This is a genomic window from Acidobacteriota bacterium, assembly GCA_028875575.1.
In the GTDB taxonomy this organism is placed as follows: domain Bacteria; phylum Acidobacteriota; class Terriglobia; order Versatilivoradales; family Versatilivoraceae; genus Versatilivorator.
In genome coordinates, this window is record JAPPDF010000089.1 from 26492 (window position 1) to 47039 (window position 20548).

Below are 20548 nucleotides of genomic sequence, written 5' to 3' on the forward strand. Positions count from 1 at the left end.
GCTACATCTCGGCCAGGGCTTTCATCATGGTGACGGGATCCTGCTTGAGGAAGGCGTGGGTGGCGCGATCGGTATCCAACTCGGCCGCCAGCAGCACTTCTTGGCCCAGCTCCGAGGCTTGAATCACCAGCCCGTCAGGTCCGATGATAAAGGAGCGGCAGTTATTGTTGGCATGGCACATGTTGGCGGAAACGAAGTAGATGGTGTTCTCGCCGGCTCGGGCCATCAGCAGGGCCTCCTGAATGGGCCGTTTCCAGGCCATGTCGCTGTACAGGTGGTTGAACTGAGGGTGAAATACGACGGTGGCGCCGGCCTTGGCCAGCTCCCGAACGTTTTCGGGGAACCGGAAGCCTTCGAAGCAGATGACGATCCCCATGCAGATGTCGTCAAAATAAAACAGGGTGGGGCCTGTCCCGGGGGAGTAGCCTTCGGCGTCCTTGGGGGTTAGCCGGCTCTTGTGATGGACCGCCAGGGTCTTCCCCTCCCGGTCCAGGATCACGGCGCTGTTGAAGGGCTTGGCGGACCCGTTGGGCGTCTCGGTGCCCACGATCACGCCCATGTTCAGTCGGCGGCAACCTCCGGCAATCTTCTCCAGCGCCTTTTCCAGAGCCTGGGCGGGACAGGCGGCTTCGGAAGCCAGAAGACCCACCCGGTAACCGGAGAGATGCGTCTCGGGGAGACAGAGCAGATCCACCCCTTCCCGAGCAGCCTTCTCCATGGTCTCAAGCGCCTTGGCCGTATTGACCTCCACGTCGGTGGTCTGGGGAATCTGGGCCGCGCCCACCTTGATCTTGCTCACTGCTTTCCTCCCGCTCCATCTGCAGCCCGGTCAGGGGTAAACCGTATGGCCGGCGACGCTGAGATCGATCTTGAACAGCGTCTTTCCAGCGGTAATATAGGCTGTGCGCTTGCCGGGGCCGCCAAAGGTGATGTTGGTGATGAGGTCTTCGGGAACGTCGATAAAGCCGAGCAGCTCACCCGTCGGGCTCACCACATAGATCCCTGGCGGATTCAAGCCGGTTTCTCCCACCCCCCTGGGCATCTTGATCCCGGCCGCGGCCCAGAGATTCCCCTGGGCATCCACGCGAACCCCGTCCGCGCCCCGACCCGGGGAGAAATCGTAGACCACCCTCTGATTGGCCAGCCCATCGTCGTCCTGAATGTCGAAGGCCCAGATCTTGCGGTTGCCGCCGGGCTGATGGTTGCTGTCCACCACGTAGAGCGTCCCATCGTCAGGTGAGAGGGTGATTCCGTTGGGACGCTGTATGGCCGGTTGCTGCAGCACCCGAGCCACTGAGCCGTCGAGGTCGATCCGATAGACCCCTTCTTCCTGCATCTCCATGATGGATCGGTCGCCATAGCAGGGATCGGTAAAGTAGATCCGGCCCCGACCGTCAATCACGAGGTCGTTGGGACTGTTGTAACGCCGACCCTCGAAGCGGTCGGTCAACACCTCGATCTCGCCGCTTTCCATATCCGTCCGCACCAACCGCCGCCGTCCCCCCGGGCCTGATTCACTCCCTTCGCAGCTCACCAGGCGGCCCTGCCGATCGAACATGTTGCCGTTGGTGCGACCGCTGTCCTCCCGAAAGACCGAGAGAACCCCGGCGGCGGAAAGCTTCATGATGCGGTTGTTGGCGATATCGCTGAAGAAGACGTTGCCCTCGGCATCCGCGGCCGGGCCCTCGGTGAACGCAATGACGGCCGCCGAAGTCAACTTGGAGCTGGCCGCCACCCAGCCCGACTCCCGGGGACGGGGAGAAGGATTTTCAGACATGACACCTCCTGAATTCCGGCCGGCGCCCAACCGATGCCGGTCTGGATCGGCTGCCATCGTGATCCGGCCGCCAGCCGAAGCCAAAGGCCACAATTATGGGACGCCACCCGGGCAATGACAATCCAAACTTCTCCCCGGAGGGCCCGGGAAGACGGCTACCGGTAGATCCTCGGAACCCTTGGACCGATCCGGCACAGCGCCTCGTAGGGGATGGTGGAGCAGGCGGCGGCGAACTCCCCGACTGTGATCTCCTCGCTTCCCTGGCGACCGATCAGGCAGACCTCATCTCCCACGCCGGCCTCCGGAGCCGACCCGATATCCACCGCTGTAAGATCCATGCTGATCCTGCCCGCAAAGGGAATACGGCGGCCGCGCAGCAGGACCCTCCCGTTGGGGGCCAGCAGCCGGTTGACTCCATCCGCATAGCCCACTGGGAGGATGCCGATCCGGGTGCTTCTCGAAACCACGTAGTCGCCGCCATATCCGACCTCGGCCCCGGCCTTCACCGTCTTGATCTGGACGATCGAGGTCTTGAAGCTCAGCGCCGGACTCAAGGTCAGTGGAGCCGGCCGACTCAATGGATTGATCCCATAGAGCATCAGCCCGGGACGGACCGCATCGCACCAGGCCTCGCGAAAACCGAGAATGCCGGCGCTGTTTGCCATGTGATTGCGGAATCCCGCCGCTTTCTGGGAGGGCAGCTCCGCCAGCACCTGGCTGAACCGGCCGATCTGTCGACGAGTGGCCGGACGGCCGGGCTCATCGGCCGAACTGAAATGGGTGTAGAGACCCTGGCAGCGGACCCACTCCCTATCCAGGCAGCGGCGAACCACCTCGCCCGCCTGCTCGAAGGGAATACCCAGGCGGGTCATCCCGGTATCGATCTTGACGGCGTAGCCAGCCGGGGTCTTCAGGCGGCGAGCCTCAAGGGCCAGGCGCACCACCATGCCTTCGTCATAAACCGCCGGCGTCAGGTCCCGGCGTATGATCTCGGCCTCCTCTCCCGGCCAGAACCCGTTCAGGATGAGGATGGGCAGTCCGATACCCGCCCGCCTCAACTCCAGGGCCTCCTCCAGAATGGCCACGGCCAGGGCGTCGGCCCCCGTCTCTTCCAGACAGCGCGCCACCGGCACCGCCCCGTGACCGTAGGCGTCGGCTTTCACCACGGCAATGACGCCAACGCCCTCGCCAAGAAAATCGCTCAGGGCCCGGAGGTTGGCCCGGACGGCCGCCAGGTCGACCTCTACCCAGGTAGGTCTGCCCGTTCGATTCATTGGCGTCACGGTGCCCGAATCACGCCCGGATTCCATGTGGGACCGTAGGGGCACCCCTTGTGGGTGCCCAATTCGGGGGTAACCGGGCGAACGCGAACAGAGGGCAACCACAAGGGTTGCCCCTACGGTGGGGGAGCGCGGGATTGTCCCCGGACTACTCCTCCCAAAGGTTTTCGAAGCGGGTGAATTCTCGCAGAAAGGCCAGTTTCAGCCTTCCGGTGGGACCGTTGCGTTGCTTGCCGATGATCAAATCGGCAACCCCCTTGTTTTGATCGGTCTGCTTGTACATTTCCTCGCGGAATATGAAGGTCACCAGGTCGGCGTCCTGCTCGATGGAGCCCGATTCTCTCAAGTCCGAGAGCCTCGGTTCGTGGCTCTCGGTTCGCTGCTCCGGGGCGCGGCTGAGCTGGGAGAGGGCGATCACCGGAATGTTCAGCTCCTTGGCCAGTGCCTTCAGACCCCGCGAGATGTTCGAGATTTCCTGTTGGCGATTGTCATTTCGCCCTCCGCCTCCCGAAACCAACTGCAGATAGTCCACGATCAGCAGGTCCAACCCCCTCTCGGCCTGGAGACGCCGGGCCTTGGCCCCCATCTCCAGCAGGCCGATGCTCGCGGTGTCATCGATAAAGATTCGAGATGAGGAAAATTCACCCATCGTGCCGGCAATCTTGTCCCAATCTTCCTTGGTCAGGAATCCGGTGCGCAGCTTATGGGCATCGATTCGGGCTTCCGAGCAGAGAATTCGCAACAGCAATTGATCGGCCGCCATCTCCAGGCTGAATATCCCGACGCTTTTCTCGGATTTCAGGGCAGCGTGGCTGGCAATGTTGAGGGCCAGAGACGTCTTGCCCATGGCAGGCCTGGCCGCCAATACCACCAGATCGGAGGACTGGAATCCGGAGGTCAGCTCGTCGAGCCGGGTGAAACCCGAGGCGATTCCGGTCACCATCTGGCGTTGACCGGCGGCGGCTTCGATCTTCTGGAAGCTGGTCTTGGCCAGTTGGCCCAGACTGACAAAGCCGGTCCCAATCCTCGATTCGGCGATTTCGAAGATCGCCTTCTCGGCGTTGTCGAGCACGTTCTCCACCTGATCCTGCTGTTCGTAGCAGGTGGAGATGATCTCGTTGGACCGCTTGATCAGGCTGCGCAGGGTGGATTTCTCCTGCACGATGCGGGCGTAATGCTCCAGGTTGGTCAGGCGGGGGACTTCGTCAATCAGGGAAGATATGAAGGAACGACCGCCAATGGCTTCCAACTGTCCGACACCGTCAACGGCATTGGCCAGGGTTACCAGGTCAATAGCCTTGGAGCTCTCGAGCAGCGACTCCATTTGCTGAAAGAGAACCCGGTGGCTGCTGAGATAAAAGTCCTCGTGACTCAGAAGTTCGACTGCCTGGTTGACGAGTTGGTTGTCCAGCAGGATGGCTCCCAGAACACAGCGCTCGGCCTCGATATTCTGGGGAAGTCCTTTTTCCGGCACGGCGTCGGCAGGCATGGGTACGGCTCGCGGATAAACGGGGATGGCCTTCCGGGGAGGATTCCCGGGCAGGAACGCGGTCGGAACAATGTGCCGGGCAGGCGGATAGACTACTCTTCCCGGAGCACTTCGACGCTGACGACTGCAGTCACTTCTCTGTGGAGTTTGATGGGCACGTTGTGCCCGCCCAGAGACTTGAGGGGCTCCTCCAGGTCGATCTTGCGGCGGTCGATCTCAAAGCCTCTTTCGTGCAGCGACTCGGCGATTTCCAGCGAAGTCACCGAGCCGTAGAGAACGTCCTGCTCTCCGACCTTGCGGGTAAACTGGAGAGAAACCTCGGCAATTTGCTGTGCCAGCATCTCGGACTCGTTCTTCTCGATGGCTTCGCGGCGGACGGCCGCGGCCTTTTCCTGTTCCACCTGGCGTACGTTGTGGGGGGTGGCCAGAACAGCCTTTCGCTTGGGCAACAGGTAGTTGCGAGCATAGCCGGGCTTGACGGCGACTACCTCGCCGCGATCTCCGAGCTTCTCGATTCGTTCTCTCAGGACCACGTCCATGGCGTGCTAACTCCGGGCGATCGAGCCGGCCGGTGAGAAGAGGCAAAAACCCCTTCAAGTTTTCTGCCTACCCAGCGGCAAAGGGAAGCAGGGCAATATTGCGGGCTCGCTTGAGAGCCTCCATGAGCTTACGTTGGCAGGGCGCGCAGGTTCCGGAAATTCTCCGGGGCAGGATCTTGCCCCGTTCCGGGATGAAGGCGGAAAGCAAACGGGTGTCCTTGTAGTCGATATAGTCGATCTTCTCGGCGCAAAACCGACACACCTTTTTCCGCCGGACGAAGTGTCGCCTGCGGCCTCTTCTCGGCTTTGCGCCCGAGCGTCCGGAACTCCGACTTGGGGGCATTGCAACGGCTCCTTGATGTATGTCCGAGGGGGCGGATTGCTGTTTGCCGGCTAAATGGCGGGAGCAACCGCCTCGGGCTCGGTTCCACGATTGCGGCGGGCCTTCTTCGCGAGGCGGGCCGCCTTGACCTTTTCCGCCTTCTTCAGATGTTCATCCACTCTCACCGTGATATAGCGCAAGACCCGGTCGTTGACCCTCAAGCGCCGCTCCAACTCCTTGATACAATCCCCGCCGGCGCCAATGGTGAGCAGCATGTAGATTCCTTCGTGCAGATCCTGAATCTCATAGGCCAGCTTCTTCTTGCCCAATCGGTCGACAGCGTGCACCTCGCCGTCGTAGCTCCGGACCACTTCCTCCATCTGGCCCGTGATCCGGTCGATCCCTTCCTCATTGGAGGAAGGGTGCACGATGAACATGACTTCGTAACGTCTCATGAATCCCTGTTCCCAATAATCTCCGCCATCCCTACCGCCGAAAACACTCGGCTGGGAACGGCTAGCCCTCCCCCGGGTTATACCGGTTCATGGCATCGTCAACCCCGGCCAGGCAGATCGCCTCCACGGCCTCGGCACCCTTCCGAATCATCTGCCGAAACGCCGCGGCACGGTCCGGAGGCACCGGAGTCAAAACAAATTCAGCGGCATCCGCAATCTCCGCCTCCGGAGCCACACCCAAGCGAAGCCTGGTAAATTCGCGTGTGCCCAGGACCTCCATGATGGACTTGAGGCCGTTGTGGCCTCCGTCACCGCCCCTGGCTCGAATCCGAATCCGCCCAAGGGCGAGCGCCAAATCATCGCAGATTACGATCAGGTCGTCAAGGGACAGCCGATACTCGGACAGAAGCAGGCTGACCGCGCGGCCGCTCAGGTTCATGTAGGTCTGGGGCTTGGCCAGCAATAGGGAAGTCCCGGACAAACCGAAGGTGGCCACCCGAGCCAGACAGGGGTCGGGCTTCCAGCCACCGCCTCCCTGCGAGGCAAGCTGGTCGACCACGGCGAAACCCGCGTTGTGGGGCGTGTGAGCATAACGCGGCCCGGGATTGCCGAGACCGACCACGAGCTTCATGGTTGAAGTGTGAAGTTTGAAGTGAGAAGTTTGAAGTTTGAAGGAGGAAGTTTGAAGTGAGAAGTGTGGAGAGTGATTCGGTTTACGGGTTTGGAATTGTCCATCGATTTATGGCAGGCGATCAATTTCCGGTACGAGCCTTAGGAAAGCATTCGGTGCTTTCTTGCTCCCAAAACTCTCCACCAACCACCCTTCGCTTCGAGCAGTGAGAGTGATTTTGTTGATGCATTGAGCATAGTGCTGATCGCGGTGCTAACGTTCAACGAGTTCTCTGAAGTCTCAGAGATGATTACTTCCAACTTGGCCCAGAGCATGGAAATCATCTCCAAAACCCTTCCTCCTTCAAACTTCACCCTTCATCCTTCACACTTCAAACTTCCTCCTTCAAACTTCAAACTTCCTCCTTCAAACTTCAAATTTCTCACTTCAAACTTCACCCTTCACTACCCTCTTCCGACTCGCCCTTGCCCTTCCGGATCACTTCCGGTTCCTCTTCCTCCTCAAGTCCCGGCTCGGCGACCTCTTCGGCCTCGACCGCCTCTTCCTTCGGCGTAACCACGTGCGCCACCACCAGATCGAGATCGGACAAGACCTTCACCTTGGGACTCACGGTCAGGTCGGCCACTCTCAGGTTGGAGCCGATCTCGAGATCGGAGATATCGGCCGTGATGTGCTCCGGGATGTCCGCCGGCAGGCACTCCACTTCAAGCTGCCTGAGGACAAACTCGAAGATGCCTCCCTGATCCTTGACCCCCTTGGCCATACCCAACGGCAGTACCGGCACACTGACCTGCAAGGCGTTGTCCATCGCGATTCGCAAAAAGTCGGCGTGCAGCAGGGTCTCCTTGATTGGATCCAACTGCCACTCTTTCAGGATGACGCTGGTTGATCCCTGATCCTTGACGTCAAGCGACAGGATTGTATTGTGTCCCGCTGCCGAGTGCAGGATGGCCAAAAGATCCTTGGGATCCACAGTCAAGGAGAGCGCCGCTTCCTGCTGGCCGTAGAGCACGGCAGGAATCCTGCCCCGCATTCGCACCTGGCGCGCGGCGTTCTTTCCAAAACTGGATCGGACTTCGGCTGACACTTGGATTGATTTCATCGGTAACTCTCTATAATCGGTCTCTTCATGATTCTTCGTGCCCCTTGTCGGGAACCTTTTTCCTGCTTGTCAGTTCGAGGCACCGCTTCGCTAGATGAACAGCGAACTGACGGAACTCTCTTCATGAATGGACTGGATGGCCTTGCCCAAAAGGCCGGCTACGCTCAGGACTCGAATGTCCCGGCACTGGGAGGCCCCGGGCGACAAGGGGATCGTATTGGTCACTACCAACTCGGTCAAGCTGGACCCGGCGATTCTCTGGGTGGCCGGACCGGAGAGGACCGGGTGGGTGCAGCAGGCGTAGACCCGGGTGGCTCCCTGCTTGGCCAGCGCCTCGGCCGACTTGACCAGGGTGCCGGCCGTATCCACCAGATCATCCACGATGAGCGCCGTCCTGCCCTCCACCTCGCCGACGATATTGACCACTGCCGCCTCGTTGGGCTTGACGCGGCGCTTGTCGATGACGGCCAGACTGGCGTGCAGCTTCTTGGCGTAAGCCCGGGCTCTTTCCGTGCCCCCGGCATCCGGAGAGACCACCACCAGGTCGGGCAGGTGCAACTTCTGAAAGTACCCCATCATTACCGGCGCAGCGTAGAGGTGATCCACCGGAATGTCGAAAAACCCCTGAATCTGAGGCACGTGCAGATCCATGGTAAGAGCCCGACTGGCCCCGGCTGTCGACAGAAGGTCGGCCACCAGCTTGGCTGAAATGGGAACTCGCGGCTTGTCCTTTCGGTCCTGGCGGGCATACCCGAAATAGGGCAGGACCGCCGTGATCCGCCTGGCGGAGGCTCTCTTGAAGGCATCGATCATCAGCAGCAACTCCATCAGGCTCCGGTCTACCGGACGACAGGTCGGCTGAATCACGAAGACGTCTTCGCCCCGCACGTTCTCCAGAATCTGAAAGTACCCCTCACCGTCGCTGAATCTGGAAACGGATGCCTCGCCCAAGGGGACATTCAGCGATTGACAGATCTCTTCGGCCAAGGCCCGATGGGCGGTTCCCGTAAAGATCTTCATGCCGTTAGTCAAGAGACCTTCACCTCTGAATCTTGAATTTCAGGGGCCCGTCAATAGTCGATGTATCGGGGAAACAGTTGGCTGGGGCGGGAGGATTCGAACCTCCGAATGCGGGTTCCAAAGACCCGTGTCTTACCACTTGACGACGCCCCATTATCCGATGGCCCGCTGGAGACATTCGACAAGGGAGTGCCGATATTGGTCCCGGGGCAGGGTTCGAGTCGCCAGGATGCGAACATTCACGGCCCGGAGGGCTGCATGAGCTTGTGTCAGTGCTCCTTTTTCGTCAAATAGGCCTACCAGCGCCGAACCGCTCCCGGTGAGGCCGGCTTTCCTGGCGCCCCACTGGAGGAGCCTCTGCTTCAGGCGCTTCAGGTCAGGCTGATCCCTGAAAACCACCGTTTCGAAGTGGTTCTCCAGCCCATCCCCTGACTCCAACGCGTCCAAATAGGCTGGACAGAAGAGCGGAATCTTACTTTTGTTCACAGGGGTTGTCAACCGCAAACTCGCCCTCCGATAGGCATCGGCGGTATGCATCGGCCGGGGCGGGACGACGATCAGAACGTGGCAGGGAACCGTGTCCTCCAACGGATAGACTTCGGAGCCTCGGCCCACTCCGAGCGCCTGTCCACCCACAAAGAAGAAGGGGACGTCCGACCCCAATGCACCCCCGATCTCAAACCGATCCTGGCGGGACATCCTCAACCCCAGCAGCTCGTCCAATCCCATAACGGCAGCGGCGGCATTGCTGCTTCCCCCGCCGAGGCCGGCGCCCAGGGGAATCCTCTTTTCCAGGCGAGCCTCCAGCCCCGCCTCCAGCCCCGCATGGCGGCAAACGGCTTCCATGGCTCGAACCACCAGATTGTCACCAGTGTTCAACTCGTCCCGGTCGCAATGGAAGGATACTCCTTGACCTTGGGTGCGACGAATTTCCAGCGTGTCATGCAGACCGACGGTTTGAAGGATGGTGCGAATCTCATGATAGCCGTCCTCTCGTTTTCCCAGGATATGGAGTCCCAGGTTCACCTTGGCGTAGCTGCGCAGCTTGATTCGCTCCGGTTTCATGGTTGAGTTTCCAACAGCACGGACACAAAAAAGCCCAATCCGTCGAGATTGGGCTTTCTGGGTCGAATCCGCCGCCTACTCATCTTCGGCGGACAAGGCCAGCTTGGTGTCCAGATCCGCCATCTTCTTCCTGACCTTCCGGGTCTCCTCCTCGTCCTGCCCGTAGGCCACCGAGTGCTGCCAGGACGAGCGAGCTTGCCGGTATTTCCCTTTCCGGTAGTACAGGTCTCCCATGTGGTCGTGAATAGTGGGATCCCGGCGAACCCGATCCAAGGCGCTCACCAGGTAGCGCTCCGCCTCCTCGATGCGGTCCATTTTGAAATAGACCCAACCCAGGCTATCCAGATAGGCGCCGTTGTTGGGATCCAAGGCCACCGCCTGCTTGATCAGTTCCAGCGCCTCGTTCAGGTTGACGCCCAGGTCGGCCCACATATAGCCCAGGTAATTCAAGGCGGACGCATGCTTCGGGTCCAGGGCGATGACCTTTCTGAAAGTCGCCGCCGCCTTGTCGTATTCCTTCTGACGCTCCTGCAGGGCTCCCAGCATGAAGTAAAAGGACTTTTCGTGCTCGAAATATTTTTCGGCTTCGTAGAGCCTTTTTTCGGCTTCCTTGAATCGCTTTTCTCTCTGGTAGACCTGCAGGATGTAGTGGTATATCTCCAGGTCTTCCTTGTTACCCTTGAGCATCTCTTCCAGTTTCCGCAAAGCCTGTTCGGGTTCTCCACTCTCCGCCAGCACGTCGGCGCAAAGGGCACTGACGGCTCGATTCGCGCTCTGCTCCTTGGCGGCCGTGCAGACGGCCAGAGCTCGCGGAACCTGCCTGGCTGCTCGATGGAGTCCAATCAGCAAGACCCTGGCCCGGTGCCTGTTTTCCTTGCCCAGCACCTTCAGGTTTTCCCGATCATGGCCGATATAGGTTTCCCCAAGCCGTTGCAACTCCTGAAAATGACCGGCTGCCTTGTCGAAATTTCCCAACTCCTGAGCCGCCAGGCCGAGATGGGTCAGCGAGATGCTGCGGTTGCGCACGGCACCGAAGTTGTCGCCCGGATCTCGGAACAGACTCAGCATCTTTTCAAAACCCGCCTCCGCTTCCTCAAACCGGCCCAGATCGTTGTAAAGCCTGGCCAATTCGAAGATGACTTCCACGTTGTTCTGGAGCGAGGCATCGGCTTTCTTCAGATGCTCCAGGGCCTCCTGGTAGCGGTGGCGGGTGCGACTGACCCTCCCAAGACCCAGGTGAGCCTCCCCATCGTCCGGATCGACTTCCAGGATCTTGCGGTATTCCTTCTCGGCGGGGTCGATCTGTCCGTCGAGGATCAGGGCGCGAGCAAGGTCCCTGCGCAGCAGGGTCACCAGGGTCACATTGGCGGCCTCGACGTTCATGCCTTTGCGATAGGTCTCGGCCGCCTTCTTGAAATTACCGGATTGCTCATAAACCAATCCCAATCCTCGAAGTAGCACGGGAGAACCGGAGTTGATCCCGACGGCTCGTTCCTGATATTCGACGGCTTTCTTGAGCTCGTCCTGGCTGCGATAGAGCTCGGCGAGCATGCTCAGGGCCTCTTCGGAGGAGGGAGCCGCTTCCAGATGCTTCTCCAGGGTGGCGATGGCTTCCCGGGAGCGCCCGGACTGACCGTAGAGGCGACCCAGCACCAGCAGCGAGTCGCCGTCCTGAGGGTCCAGTCGCCCAATGGCCTCATACTCGCGGATTGCCTTGCTCAAGGTGTCGCCGGAGGAGATTCGGTGACCCCTTCTTTCGCTGGCCAGCAGCTCGTAATAGATGGCTCCCAGGCGCTTGCGGGCGCGCAAGTTGTCCGGGTCGATGCGGGCTGCCGTTTCGAATTGCTGAATGGCTTCCAGGATACGGTTGTTTCTAAGGTAGGCGCTGGCAACTTCCGTATGGAGCTGGGAGGATTGAGGATCGTGGCGCAGCGCTTTCAGATACTCCGCCTCGGCCTTGAAGAAGCTCCCGCTTTCCTCGAGGAGACGCCCCAGGCTGAAGTGGTAGTAGGCGGCCGATCGATTCACCGGCTGCGCTTCCGCCTGGCCGACCGGTGTGGTGTCCCCCTGGGCCTGAGCCGCAGCCGCCCAGAAGACCGCCAGTGCGGTCAGCAGGCTCTTCTTCATGAAACCCGGCCTTGAATGGTTCATCCGTTTCCTCGACTTCCTAACCCTTCGGAATTATCTCATGCGGCATGGACCCCGTCAAACTCCCGCCGCCGTTGGCGGGAGCGACCGGTTCACCGAAATACCCGGTAATTCTCAGGGAATTCCGTGAGGGATTCCCGTGTCGGTCTAATGGCGGAAGTGGCGCCTCCCGGTCAATACCATGGCCATCCGGTTCTCATTGGCTGCCTGGATGACTTCGCCGTCTCTGACCGATCCGCCGGGCTGGATGACGGCCCGGATGCCGGCCTCGGCTGCAATGTCGATCCCGTCCCGAAAGGGGAAAAAGGCGTCGGAGGCCATGACACAGCCCTCCAGGGGCGACAGTGCCTTGGAAATGGCCAACCGGGCGGAATCCACCCGACTCATCTGTCCCACGCCGATCCCCACGGTCCGATCGGAGCTGGTATAGACGATCGCGTTGGACTTGATGTGCTTGCCTACGATCCAGGCAAATCGGAGGGCCTCCCACTCCTCGGGCGCGGGGGAGCGGTCGGTAGCCACCTTCCATCCCTCCTCATCCTCCGTCGCTCGATCCACTTCCTGCACCAGCAGGCCGCCTTCAACTCTCTTGTAGTCCCAGCGTGAAGCAGAGTTCCTCTCTGCCCCATGTCGAAGCAGCCGCAGGTTCTTCCTGGCGCTCAGCCGCTCGAGGGCCTCGGGTTGGTAGCCCGGAGCGATCACCGCTTCCACAAAGGTCGAGGCGATAGCCTGGGCCGTCTCGGAGTCGACCGTCCGATTGAATCCCAGGACAGAGCCGAATGCCGATACGGGATCGCATTGGCGGGCCTTGAGATAGGCGTCGGCCTGGCCGACCCGGGATACGGCCACGCCGCAGGGGTTGTTGTGCTTGATGATGACCGCGCAGGCGAGCGCGAATTCAGCCGACAACTGGTAGGCCGCGTTGAGATCCAGCAGGTTGTTGAACGACAGCTCCTTGCCCTGCAACTGGACGCTGTCGGGCAGCAGATTGGCCCCACCAGCCAGCTCTCGATAGAAGGCCGCCTGCTGATGGGGATTCTCGCCGTAGCGCAGGTCCATCACCTTTTCCAGGTCAATGCTCAACCGGCTCGGAAACGTGCCCGGACCTGGTTGAATGGCTCCGTCAGAGGCTTCCATGCGCGAGAGATGGCTCGAGATTGCCGTGTCGTAACGGGCGGTCAGGCTGAAGGCCTGCTGGGCCAGACGGAACCTGGACTCCAGGGTCAGCGCTCCTCCTTGGGCCTCGAGCTCCTGAAGAATCCAGCCGTAGTCCTCTTTTCGAACCACCACGGCCACGTCCCTGAAGTTCTTGGCTGCCGAGCGCACCATGGCGGGCCCGCCGATGTCGATCTGTTCGATAGCCTCCTCCAGAGTAACTCCAGGCTTGGCGACGGTCTGCTGGAAGGGATAGAGGTTGACCACGAGCATGTCGATGGGATGGATGGCCTGCTCCCGCATCTGCCGCCGGTGCTCCTGGTCTTGCCTGATCCCCAGCAGGCCCCCGTGGATCTTGGGGTGCAGCGTCTTGACTCGCCCCCCCAGGATCTCCGGGAATCCCGTCACTTCGGACACCTCGGTGACCCGCGCCCCGCTCTCCCGCAGAAACCGGGCCGTTCCTCCCGTAGAGACAATTTCGTAGTCCAGGCGCAACAGACCCTTGACGAAGTCCTCCAGACCCTCCTTGTCGGAGACGCTCACAAGCACTCGGCGACTCAAGTCAGACCCTCCCCTTGGTTCAATTGTCCACAAGAAGCGCCATCATAGTCTGGAAGCCACCGGTCCGCAAGGATGATGAAGGATGAAGTTTGAAGGAGGAAGTTTGAAGGATGAAGGGTGAAGTTTGAAGGATGAAGGGTGAAGTTTGAAGGATGAAGGGTGAAGTTTGAAGGGGGAAGGGTTTTGGAGTCGATTTACGGGCTCTGCGCCAGGCTGGAAGCAATCATCTCTGAGACTTCAGAGAACTCGTTGAACGTTTGCACCACGATCAACACTATGCTCAATGCGTTAACAAAATCACCCTCACTGCTCGAAGTGAAGTGTGGTTGGTAGAGAGTCTTGGGAGCAAGAAAGCACCGAATGCTGTCTTATGGCTCATACTGGATATTGTTCGCCCGCCATAAATCGATGGACAATTGCAAACCCGTAAACCGGATCGCTCTCCACCCTCCACCCTTCCTCCTTCACACTTCAAACTTCCTCCTTCATCCTTCGAACTTCATCCTTCATCCTTCAAACTTCCTCCTTCAAACTTCACACTTCAAACTTCACTAGGTATCCTAGACCAGTCATGGCTCGAACCTCTTCGCCCGTATACCGCCTGATTCCGGCAGTGGACAGGATTGTCGACAGTCCCCAGGCAGCGGACCTCGTCAGCCGCACCAGCCGCCCCTTCGTCACCTTCCTGGTCCGCAGGGTCCTGGAGAACCTGCGCCGGGATCTGGCGGAGAGTCCCGAAAGGGAGTGGCCGGCCCCGGAACTGGAGAAACGCATCCAGGAGACCCTGTATCAGGAGTTTCGCGCCTGGGCCTGCCCCAGCCTGAAGAAGGTCATCAACGCCACCGGCGTTATTCTGCACACCAACCTGGGACGGGCGCCGGTGGGAGATGCCGCCCGCAGGCAACTGGAAGAAGTCGCCTCCAACTACTCCAACCTTGAATTCGACCTGGCCCGCGGCAGCCGAGGCAAGCGAGACGTCATTGCCGGCCGTCTCCTGGAAACGATTCTGAATTGCCCTCGGGCACTGGTGGTCAACAACAACGCGGCGGCCGTGTTTCTCATTCTCAACTCCCTGGCCGAGGGGGGCGAGGTCCTGATTTCCCGGGGGGAGATGATCGAGATCGGCGATTCCTTCCGGGTTCCCGACATCCTGCGCAAGAGCGGCGCCCGACTGAAGGAGGTCGGCACCACCAATAAGACCCATCTCGGCGACTACCGGCAGGGTTTCAGCGACAAGACCAGGCTGGTTCTCCGGGTGCATCCCAGCAACTTCAAGATCTCGGGCTTCACCTCCAAACCGAGCCTGGAGGAGCTGTCAGCCCTCTGCGCCTCCAGGTCCGTGCCTCTGGTGGAGGACCTCGGCAGCGGCTGCCTGATCGACCTCGAGGCCGAGCGGATCGAGGCCGAGCCCCATCCTCGGGAGAGCCTCTCCCGAGGTGCCGATGTGGTCTGCTTCAGCGGAGACAAGCTGCTGGGTGGTTCCCAGGCCGGCATCATCGCCGGAAGCTCCCGCCATGTGCAGAGAATCCGGCAAAATCCCCTCTTCAGGGCCCTGCGTGTGGACAAGCTGGCCCTGGCGGTCCTGGAGTCCACATTGATTGCCTACCTGACCCGCCGGGAGGAGTTGGAGATCCCAGTGGTGCGGATGATTCGGACGGATGCCGGCCGTCTGCGGGAGCGGGCGAGCGACCTGGCGGTTCGCCTGTCCGGGCTTCGAACCGACCTGACAGTGGAGGCGGTCGAGGGCGTCTCCGTTATCGGAGGAGGGTCCACACCCTCCCAGAGCCTGCCAACCTGGCTGCTCCGGCTGCGTACACCCGGAACCTCGGCTGCCGGGCTGGAGTCACGGTTGAGGCGTTCGGACCCGCCCGTGCTGGCGCGGCTGGACCGGGAAGCCGTCCTGCTGGATCTGAGAACCGTCTTCCCTGCCGACGATGCCCTGCTGGTCGATATCCTGAGCCGGATAGACAGGTAGGTCATCCCCGCCCGCCCCAAAGCTGCATCATTCACCCCGAGGTGCTTTCATGAGTTCCAAGCCCAATATCCTCTTCATCCTGACCGACCAGCACACACCCCGGGTAGCCGGGTTTGCCGGCGACCCCGTGGTTTGTACCCCCCACCTGGACAACCTGGCCTCGCGGTCGCTGCAGTTCGAAACCGCCAGTTGCGCCTCACCGGCCTGCACTCCTTCGCGGATGTGCCTGCTGACCGCCATGGAACCGCACCGCTGCGCGGCCTGGGCCAACCACTGGATCATCTTCCCCGAGCAGGTGACCTGGCCCGGGCACTTCGCCGAGCACGGCTATGCCACCTGCCTGGTGGGCAAGATGCACTTCGGGGGCAAGGATCAGCTGCACGGGTTTCAAAACCGACCCTACGGGGATTTCCACCACGGTCTTTCCCATCAGCCGGAGCCGCTGAGCTTTTTCCCCAGCTACCACGGCGCCGAGAGCGCGGGAGTCACCGAAATCCCCGAAAGCCTGATTCAGGACGTCATTGTCACTCGCGAAGCCCAGGCCTTCATTCTGGAACACCAGGACCGGAACCCGAACCAACCCTGGTTCCTCTGCGCCGGCTACGGCAGGCCCCACGCCCCCTTCACCGCGCCGGGCCGTTACATCCGCCGCTACCGGGACCGGATTCCGCCCCTGCAGCAACCCGCTGACTGCGCGGACCGCCTGGAACCCTACGCCCGCCGCCTCTACGACAGGCTTAATTCCCATTTGACCGAGGAACAGATTCGGAGAGGACGGGAAGCCTACTACGCCTGTGTCGACTATGTGGATGATTGCATTGGAGAACTGCTGGGCACGCTCCGGCAAAACGGTCTGCTCGAAAATACCCTGGTCATCTACACCAGCGACCACGGGGAGATGGGAGGGGCTCACGGACTATGGCAGAAGTCGGTCTACTACGAAGAATCCATGGGGGTTCCCCTTCTCATCAGCGGCCCCGGGGTCCAGCCGGGTCACGCCCGACTGTCCGAGGTAATCTCCCTGATGGACCTCTTTCCGACCTGCTGCAGCCTGGCCGGTCTGCCCATTCCCCCGGGGCTGGACGGGATGGATTTCGGTCCGCTCTTGAGGGATCCGGTCCGGGGGGAATCCCCTCGCGAGTTTGCGCCCAGCCAGTACTGCCAGTGGGGAACCCGAATCAAGACCCAGGCCCTTCCCATCGGGCAGGCGACCCGCGCCTGGAGGGCCATCCGCACCCGCGACTGGAAATTCGTGGATGTTCACGGCGGAAACCCGCTGCTGTTCGACATGGTCAACGATCCCCAAGAGATGACCAACCTGGCCGAACGTCCCGAGCATGCGGAACGATGCAGCATGCTGCGGCAGCAACTCTTTCAGGGCTTTGGCTGGGAGGAGGCCATGGCTCAACTGCGGGCCGACCGCGACCGGGTCCCGGAACTTGTCTCCGGCATCCAGCCCACCACTCCCAACCAGTACCGGTTGCCGGACGGACGAATCTTCGATGCCGAGACTTCCCTCTACCAGGCTCGCTGGCTGCCCGTGGACGACAACGCCACCGGGGGCATCATTCCCCAGCAGTTCGGTTAGCGGTAAGGAGATCCCATGCTGGTTGGCATCACGGTGATGCCGGAATATTTTCAGAGCGAGTCGGTCAACGGCGTGCTCGACAGGCTGGAGAGGCTGGCCGGGGTCACCGCGGTGACCACTTCTCCCTACGTGATGGCGCCGGCAGACCGGCAGACCGGTTTCCGGGAACCGCCCATCGACGCCGGCGCCGGCAAGGTCCGGCTGCTCGACCGGACCCTGTGGGGCAAGCGTGAGCTGTGGGCGCGCACGGCCCCCAGTTTTCGCCCGGACCTCGATCTCTATCGGGGGTTGCGCTACCAGCCGCCGGCGGCGGACGATCTGACCCGGGAACAAGGTCCCCTGGTGGGGGAGTTCATCCGCAATGCGCAGTCCCGCGGATTGAAGGTTTACCTGCAGGTTCAGGCAGCCATTCCGCCCGGCTACCGGGTTCAGTTCGGTCAGCCGGAACCCGACGACTGTCCCCGACTTCCCGACGGCAGTATTCCAGGGCGCCGACTTTCGACCAACGGCAGCCTGGCCAGCCCCCACATCCGCGACTACGCCCTGGCGCTCCTCAGGGACCTCTGCCGCCAGTATCCGACCGTGGACGGCCTGCGCCTGGACTGGCCGGAATATCCACCCTATCTGCTGGATTCCATATTTCTCGACTTCGGCGATCACGCCCGCGGGCAAGCCCGGCGGATGGGATTCGATTTCAACCGGATGCAAAGCGCCGCCGCCGCTCTCTACCGCCGCCTCCACGGGGAGCTCACGGACGGAGACCTGAGGATCTGTGCCGAGTCCGACAGCCTGGACGAGATTCGCCGGCGGCTGTTGCCGGCGGCCTCCGGACTGGAGGAATGGTTGCAGTTCAAGGCCGGCCTGGTCGAGTCCCTGCACGCCGGTTTTCGCCAGGCCATGAACGAAGCCGGCGGCGAACACATGCAGTTGCGGCCCAACGCCTTTCCACCGCCCTGGAATATCCTCTCGGGCCTGGACTATAGCCGGGTAAGCCGGTACAGCTCGGCCCTTTCGGTCAAGCTCTACACCATGCACTGGCCCATGATGCTCCGTTTCTACGCGGAGCGCCTGCGCCAGACCAATCCGGGAGTGTCCGAACGGCTTCTGGTGAGAGCGCTGGCCCACCTGTTCGACACCGGCCAGGAGCCGGCTCCGACCCGGTTGGAGGACTTCCGCTATCCCACACCCGAAGAACCCCATCCGGTGGGAGAGGCCGCCCAGCACCGCAAGATCGCCCAGGCCCAACTGCAAGCCGGCAATACCCCGGTTTGCACCCTGGCGCATGCCTACGGTCCCACCGCGGACTTTCGAAGCCGCCTCCGGACGGCCCGGAGCGCCAGCCGGCACGGGTTCTGGATCAACCGCTACGGCCACCTGAGCGACGAGAAGCTGGGGATCGTGGGGGAAGTGGCGGGCCTTGCCTGAAACAAAAGAAAAAAAGAGTTATCCACGAAGACACACGAAGATTCACGAAGGGCCACCAAGCGTGACGGCTCTGCCGCACTGGCAGGGCTGCGGCGCGGCAAGCGGGTGCGCTCCCCTTCGAGGAGCAAGTGTGATTGGAAGAGGAGCCACCCGGGAGCGCGGGCGTCCCGCCCGCATGCACTGCCGTTCGGTGCCGCTCAGTTTCCCTGCGATGCGGCACCCGGCCACCCTGCCGGCGGGAACGGCATGGGTCCGGCCGAAGCAGAGTCCCGGCGCCGTTGCCGGTCGACCGAGTGGAGGAGATAGCCGAAGCTGTGCCAGGACCTGTGCGGGCGGGACGCCCGCGCCCCCGGGTGGACATCCACTTGCTGCGCACCGGCTTCTCGTCCTGTTCACAAGGCCCCATGGGTCCGTTGCTTCACCCTCGAATGCCCGCTACAGTTCGGCGAAGGGCAGAGCCGTCACTTGGGAACCGAGAGGCAGGCGCAGGTCACCCGGATGCACGACGTACCCGGGCATCGCAGCGCCCGCCATGTCGCTTTGGAATCTCCTGATGGTGTTGGCCATGGCCGGGCGCGGCGTCGCGGACAGCTTCACCTCTATCGGCACGAACCTCCCGTCGGTCTCGACCACGAAGTCCACTTCCGTTCCCACCACGGTCCTCCAGAAATAGACCCGAGGGTCGAGGCCCCGATGCGTCAGGGTCTTGACGATCTCTGAGAGCACCGCCGTTTCCATGATGGCGCCTCCCATTGGTCCTGAGGCGGCGTGTAGGGGGTCTTTGAGGCCGGCAAGGTAGCAAAGAGTTCCCACGTCCGTGAAATACACTTTCGGGGTCTTGACGAACCGTTTCCCGACATTGGCGAAGTAGGGACGCAGCACCATCACTTGGTGGGTGGCTTCGAGCAGAGAGAGCCATGCCTTGACGGTGTTGACCGCGACGCCCAGGTCCCTGGCGATATCGGTCAGATTCAGGAGCTGGGCGCTTCGAGCCGCCAGGACCCGAAGAAAATTCTGATACTGAACCAGGTCCCCGACCTGGCGCAGCATTCTCACATCCCGTTCGAGATAAGTCTGTACGTAGCCGGAATGCCAGAGCGATACACCCCGGCCGGGTTGGGTTGCAAGTTCTGGATACCCCCCTCGAAGGAATTCCTTCCACACCTTGTCGAAGAGACGGGACGATTTCCAAGACGACTCGACTTTGCGTTCCCACGGAAGGGCCCTGTGCGGCCTTCCCTCCGCTTCCCGTCCGGAGAGTGGCAACAGGCGCAGTACCGCCGTCCTGCCCGCCAACGACTCGGTCACCTTCTCCGAGAGCAAGAGATTCTGTGAGCCGGTGAGGAGATATTGCCCCTTCCGGCTGCGGTCGGCATCGATCCTTTCCTTGACGTAAGGCAGCAGGCCGGATGCGTACTGAACCTCATCGAAGATCACGGGAGGACGGTGCATTTCCAGGAAGCCGCGAGGATCTTGCAGAGCAATTGCGCGAACGTCCGGCGGCTCCAGAGAAACATAGCGGCAATGCTTGCCAAAGAGGCGTTGCAGAAGGGTCGTCTTGCCCGATTGCCGGGGTCCGGTCAGCACGACGGCTGGAAACTCGGCGGCCGCCTTCTCGAGGATCGGCTCCAGCGACCGTTCAATGTAATGTTGCATCCCGTACTCCGGCTGGTTACAGAGGCGCAATCAATGTCCACGGATCGAGTCTTGCCCGCTAGAAACGGAACAAATCGCTGATGACGCTGCCAAGTTCGCAGCCTCCGAATGAGCAGGTCGCCGATGCAATAGCGGAGTTTGTCACTGCGTAATGAAGATCTCGACCGTTTAAAAGTCGATATTATGCATTTATAATGCACAAAATCAACATTCTATTGAGAACTCGGGAACAGTTTTCCGAAAGTTGGCGGGAGTAGGGATCAGTGCGGTGGGGGACGCGGCCATGCGCCGGGGATCTCCTTCGGTCTGGCCGCTGAGGTTCACGCCGACAGGGTGGTGGGCTGCAGCACCGCACGGAAG

At 61.3% G+C, this 20548-nt stretch carries 17 protein-coding genes and 1 tRNA gene; 3 read left to right on the top strand and 15 right to left on the bottom strand.

Going from position 1 to position 20548, the window contains the following annotated elements; translation table 11 throughout:
• Position 1: 1 nt before the first annotated feature.
• The 14 genes from OXI69_14560 to purH form a co-directional block, all read right to left on the bottom strand.
• Entirely contained in the window at positions 2-799 is a 798-nt protein-coding gene (locus OXI69_14560) for a carbon-nitrogen hydrolase family protein (protein ID MDE2667364.1), read from the bottom strand.
• Positions 800-829: 30 nt separating this feature from the next.
• A complete protein-coding gene (locus tag OXI69_14565) occupies positions 830-1777 on the bottom strand; it encodes an SMP-30/gluconolactonase/LRE family protein (GenBank protein MDE2667365.1) in 948 nt (315 codons plus the stop codon).
• A gap of 155 nt (positions 1778-1932) precedes the next feature.
• Positions 1933-3051, bottom strand: coding sequence for an alanine racemase (gene alr / locus OXI69_14570; protein MDE2667366.1), 1119 nt, complete (start codon positions 3049-3051; stop codon positions 1933-1935).
• Positions 3052-3205: 154 nt separating this feature from the next.
• The gene (gene dnaB / locus OXI69_14575) at positions 3206-4546 is read right to left on the bottom strand and encodes a replicative DNA helicase (protein MDE2667367.1); all 1341 of its coding nucleotides are present in this window, start codon (positions 4544-4546) and stop codon (positions 3206-3208) included.
• Between the two features lie 92 nt (positions 4547-4638).
• A complete protein-coding gene (gene rplI, locus OXI69_14580; protein ID MDE2667368.1) occupies positions 4639-5085 on the bottom strand; it encodes a 50S ribosomal protein L9 in 447 nt (148 codons plus the stop codon).
• A 67-nt stretch (positions 5086-5152) separates the two neighbouring features.
• On the bottom strand, positions 5153-5428 hold the full coding sequence (gene rpsR / locus OXI69_14585; GenBank protein MDE2667369.1) for a 30S ribosomal protein S18: 276 nt from the start codon (positions 5426-5428) through the stop codon (positions 5153-5155).
• Positions 5429-5478: 50 nt separating this feature from the next.
• Positions 5479-5862: a 30S ribosomal protein S6 gene (rpsF, locus tag OXI69_14590; protein ID MDE2667370.1), complete on the bottom strand. Its 384-nt coding sequence runs from the start codon at positions 5860-5862 to the stop codon at positions 5479-5481.
• 61 nt (positions 5863-5923) lie between these two features.
• Complete coding sequence (gene pth / locus OXI69_14595) at positions 5924-6493, bottom strand: aminoacyl-tRNA hydrolase (protein MDE2667371.1); 570 nt, start codon at positions 6491-6493, stop codon at positions 5924-5926.
• Between the two features lie 433 nt (positions 6494-6926).
• Positions 6927-7595, bottom strand: a complete 669-nt coding sequence (locus OXI69_14600; GenBank protein MDE2667372.1) for a 50S ribosomal protein L25 — start codon at positions 7593-7595, stop codon at positions 6927-6929.
• A gap of 90 nt (positions 7596-7685) precedes the next feature.
• Complete coding sequence (locus tag OXI69_14605; protein ID MDE2667373.1) at positions 7686-8615, bottom strand: ribose-phosphate pyrophosphokinase; 930 nt, start codon at positions 8613-8615, stop codon at positions 7686-7688.
• Between the two features lie 78 nt (positions 8616-8693).
• A tRNA-Gln gene (locus tag OXI69_14610) sits at positions 8694-8768 on the bottom strand.
• The gene (gene ispE / locus OXI69_14615) at positions 8769-9680 is read right to left on the bottom strand and encodes a 4-(cytidine 5'-diphospho)-2-C-methyl-D-erythritol kinase (protein ID MDE2667374.1); all 912 of its coding nucleotides are present in this window, start codon (positions 9678-9680) and stop codon (positions 8769-8771) included.
• Positions 9681-9755: 75 nt separating this feature from the next.
• Positions 9756-11831: a tetratricopeptide repeat protein gene (locus tag OXI69_14620; GenBank protein ID MDE2667375.1), complete on the bottom strand. Its 2076-nt coding sequence runs from the start codon at positions 11829-11831 to the stop codon at positions 9756-9758.
• Positions 11832-11975: 144 nt separating this feature from the next.
• Entirely contained in the window at positions 11976-13544 is a 1569-nt protein-coding gene (purH, locus tag OXI69_14625) for a bifunctional phosphoribosylaminoimidazolecarboxamide formyltransferase/IMP cyclohydrolase (GenBank protein MDE2667376.1), read from the bottom strand.
• A gap of 571 nt (positions 13545-14115) precedes the next feature.
• Between purH and selA the strand changes: the two genes are divergently transcribed.
• The 3 genes from selA to OXI69_14640 are packed head-to-tail and all read left to right on the top strand — an operon-like array spanning position 14116 to position 18532.
• Positions 14116-15519, top strand: coding sequence for an L-seryl-tRNA(Sec) selenium transferase (gene selA, locus OXI69_14630; protein ID MDE2667377.1), 1404 nt, complete (start codon positions 14116-14118; stop codon positions 15517-15519).
• 49 nt (positions 15520-15568) lie between these two features.
• On the top strand, positions 15569-17107 hold the full coding sequence (locus tag OXI69_14635; GenBank protein ID MDE2667378.1) for a sulfatase-like hydrolase/transferase: 1539 nt from the start codon (positions 15569-15571) through the stop codon (positions 17105-17107).
• A 15-nt stretch (positions 17108-17122) separates the two neighbouring features.
• Positions 17123-18532, top strand: coding sequence for a hypothetical protein (locus OXI69_14640; protein MDE2667379.1), 1410 nt, complete (start codon positions 17123-17125; stop codon positions 18530-18532).
• Between the two features lie 435 nt (positions 18533-18967).
• Here OXI69_14640 and OXI69_14645 read toward each other — a convergent pair whose 3' ends face one another.
• A complete protein-coding gene (locus tag OXI69_14645; GenBank protein MDE2667380.1) occupies positions 18968-20188 on the bottom strand; it encodes an ATP-binding protein in 1221 nt (406 codons plus the stop codon).
• Positions 20189-20548: the final 360 nt, after the last annotated feature.

Excerpts from the sequence above, each read along its gene's own strand:
- OXI69_14565 (MDE2667365.1), bottom strand. The coding sequence starts at position 1,777 with ATGTCTGAAAATCCTTCTCCCCGTCCCCGGGAGTCGGGCTGGGTGGCG.
- alr (MDE2667366.1), bottom strand. The coding sequence starts at position 3,051 with ATGAATCGAACGGGCAGACCTACCTGGGTAGAGGTCGACCTGGCGGCC.
- dnaB (MDE2667367.1), bottom strand. The coding sequence starts at position 4,546 with ATGCCTGCCGACGCCGTGCCGGAAAAAGGACTTCCCCAGAATATCGAG.
- rplI (MDE2667368.1), bottom strand. The coding sequence starts at position 5,085 with ATGGACGTGGTCCTGAGAGAACGAATCGAGAAGCTCGGAGATCGCGGC.
- rpsR (MDE2667369.1), bottom strand. The coding sequence starts at position 5,428 with ATGCCCCCAAGTCGGAGTTCCGGACGCTCGGGCGCAAAGCCGAGAAGA.
- rpsF (MDE2667370.1), bottom strand. The coding sequence starts at position 5,862 with ATGAGACGTTACGAAGTCATGTTCATCGTGCACCCTTCCTCCAATGAG.
- pth (MDE2667371.1), bottom strand. The coding sequence starts at position 6,493 with ATGAAGCTCGTGGTCGGTCTCGGCAATCCCGGGCCGCGTTATGCTCAC.
- OXI69_14600 (MDE2667372.1), bottom strand. The coding sequence starts at position 7,595 with ATGAAATCAATCCAAGTGTCAGCCGAAGTCCGATCCAGTTTTGGAAAG.
- OXI69_14605 (MDE2667373.1), bottom strand. The coding sequence starts at position 8,615 with ATGAAGATCTTTACGGGAACCGCCCATCGGGCCTTGGCCGAAGAGATC.
- ispE (MDE2667374.1), bottom strand. The coding sequence starts at position 9,680 with ATGAAACCGGAGCGAATCAAGCTGCGCAGCTACGCCAAGGTGAACCTG.
- OXI69_14620 (MDE2667375.1), bottom strand. The coding sequence starts at position 11,831 with ATGAACCATTCAAGGCCGGGTTTCATGAAGAAGAGCCTGCTGACCGCA.
- selA (MDE2667377.1), top strand. The coding sequence starts at position 14,116 with ATGGCTCGAACCTCTTCGCCCGTATACCGCCTGATTCCGGCAGTGGAC.
- OXI69_14635 (MDE2667378.1), top strand. The coding sequence starts at position 15,569 with ATGAGTTCCAAGCCCAATATCCTCTTCATCCTGACCGACCAGCACACA.
- OXI69_14640 (MDE2667379.1), top strand. The coding sequence starts at position 17,123 with ATGCTGGTTGGCATCACGGTGATGCCGGAATATTTTCAGAGCGAGTCG.
- OXI69_14645 (MDE2667380.1), bottom strand. The coding sequence starts at position 20,188 with ATGCAACATTACATTGAACGGTCGCTGGAGCCGATCCTCGAGAAGGCG.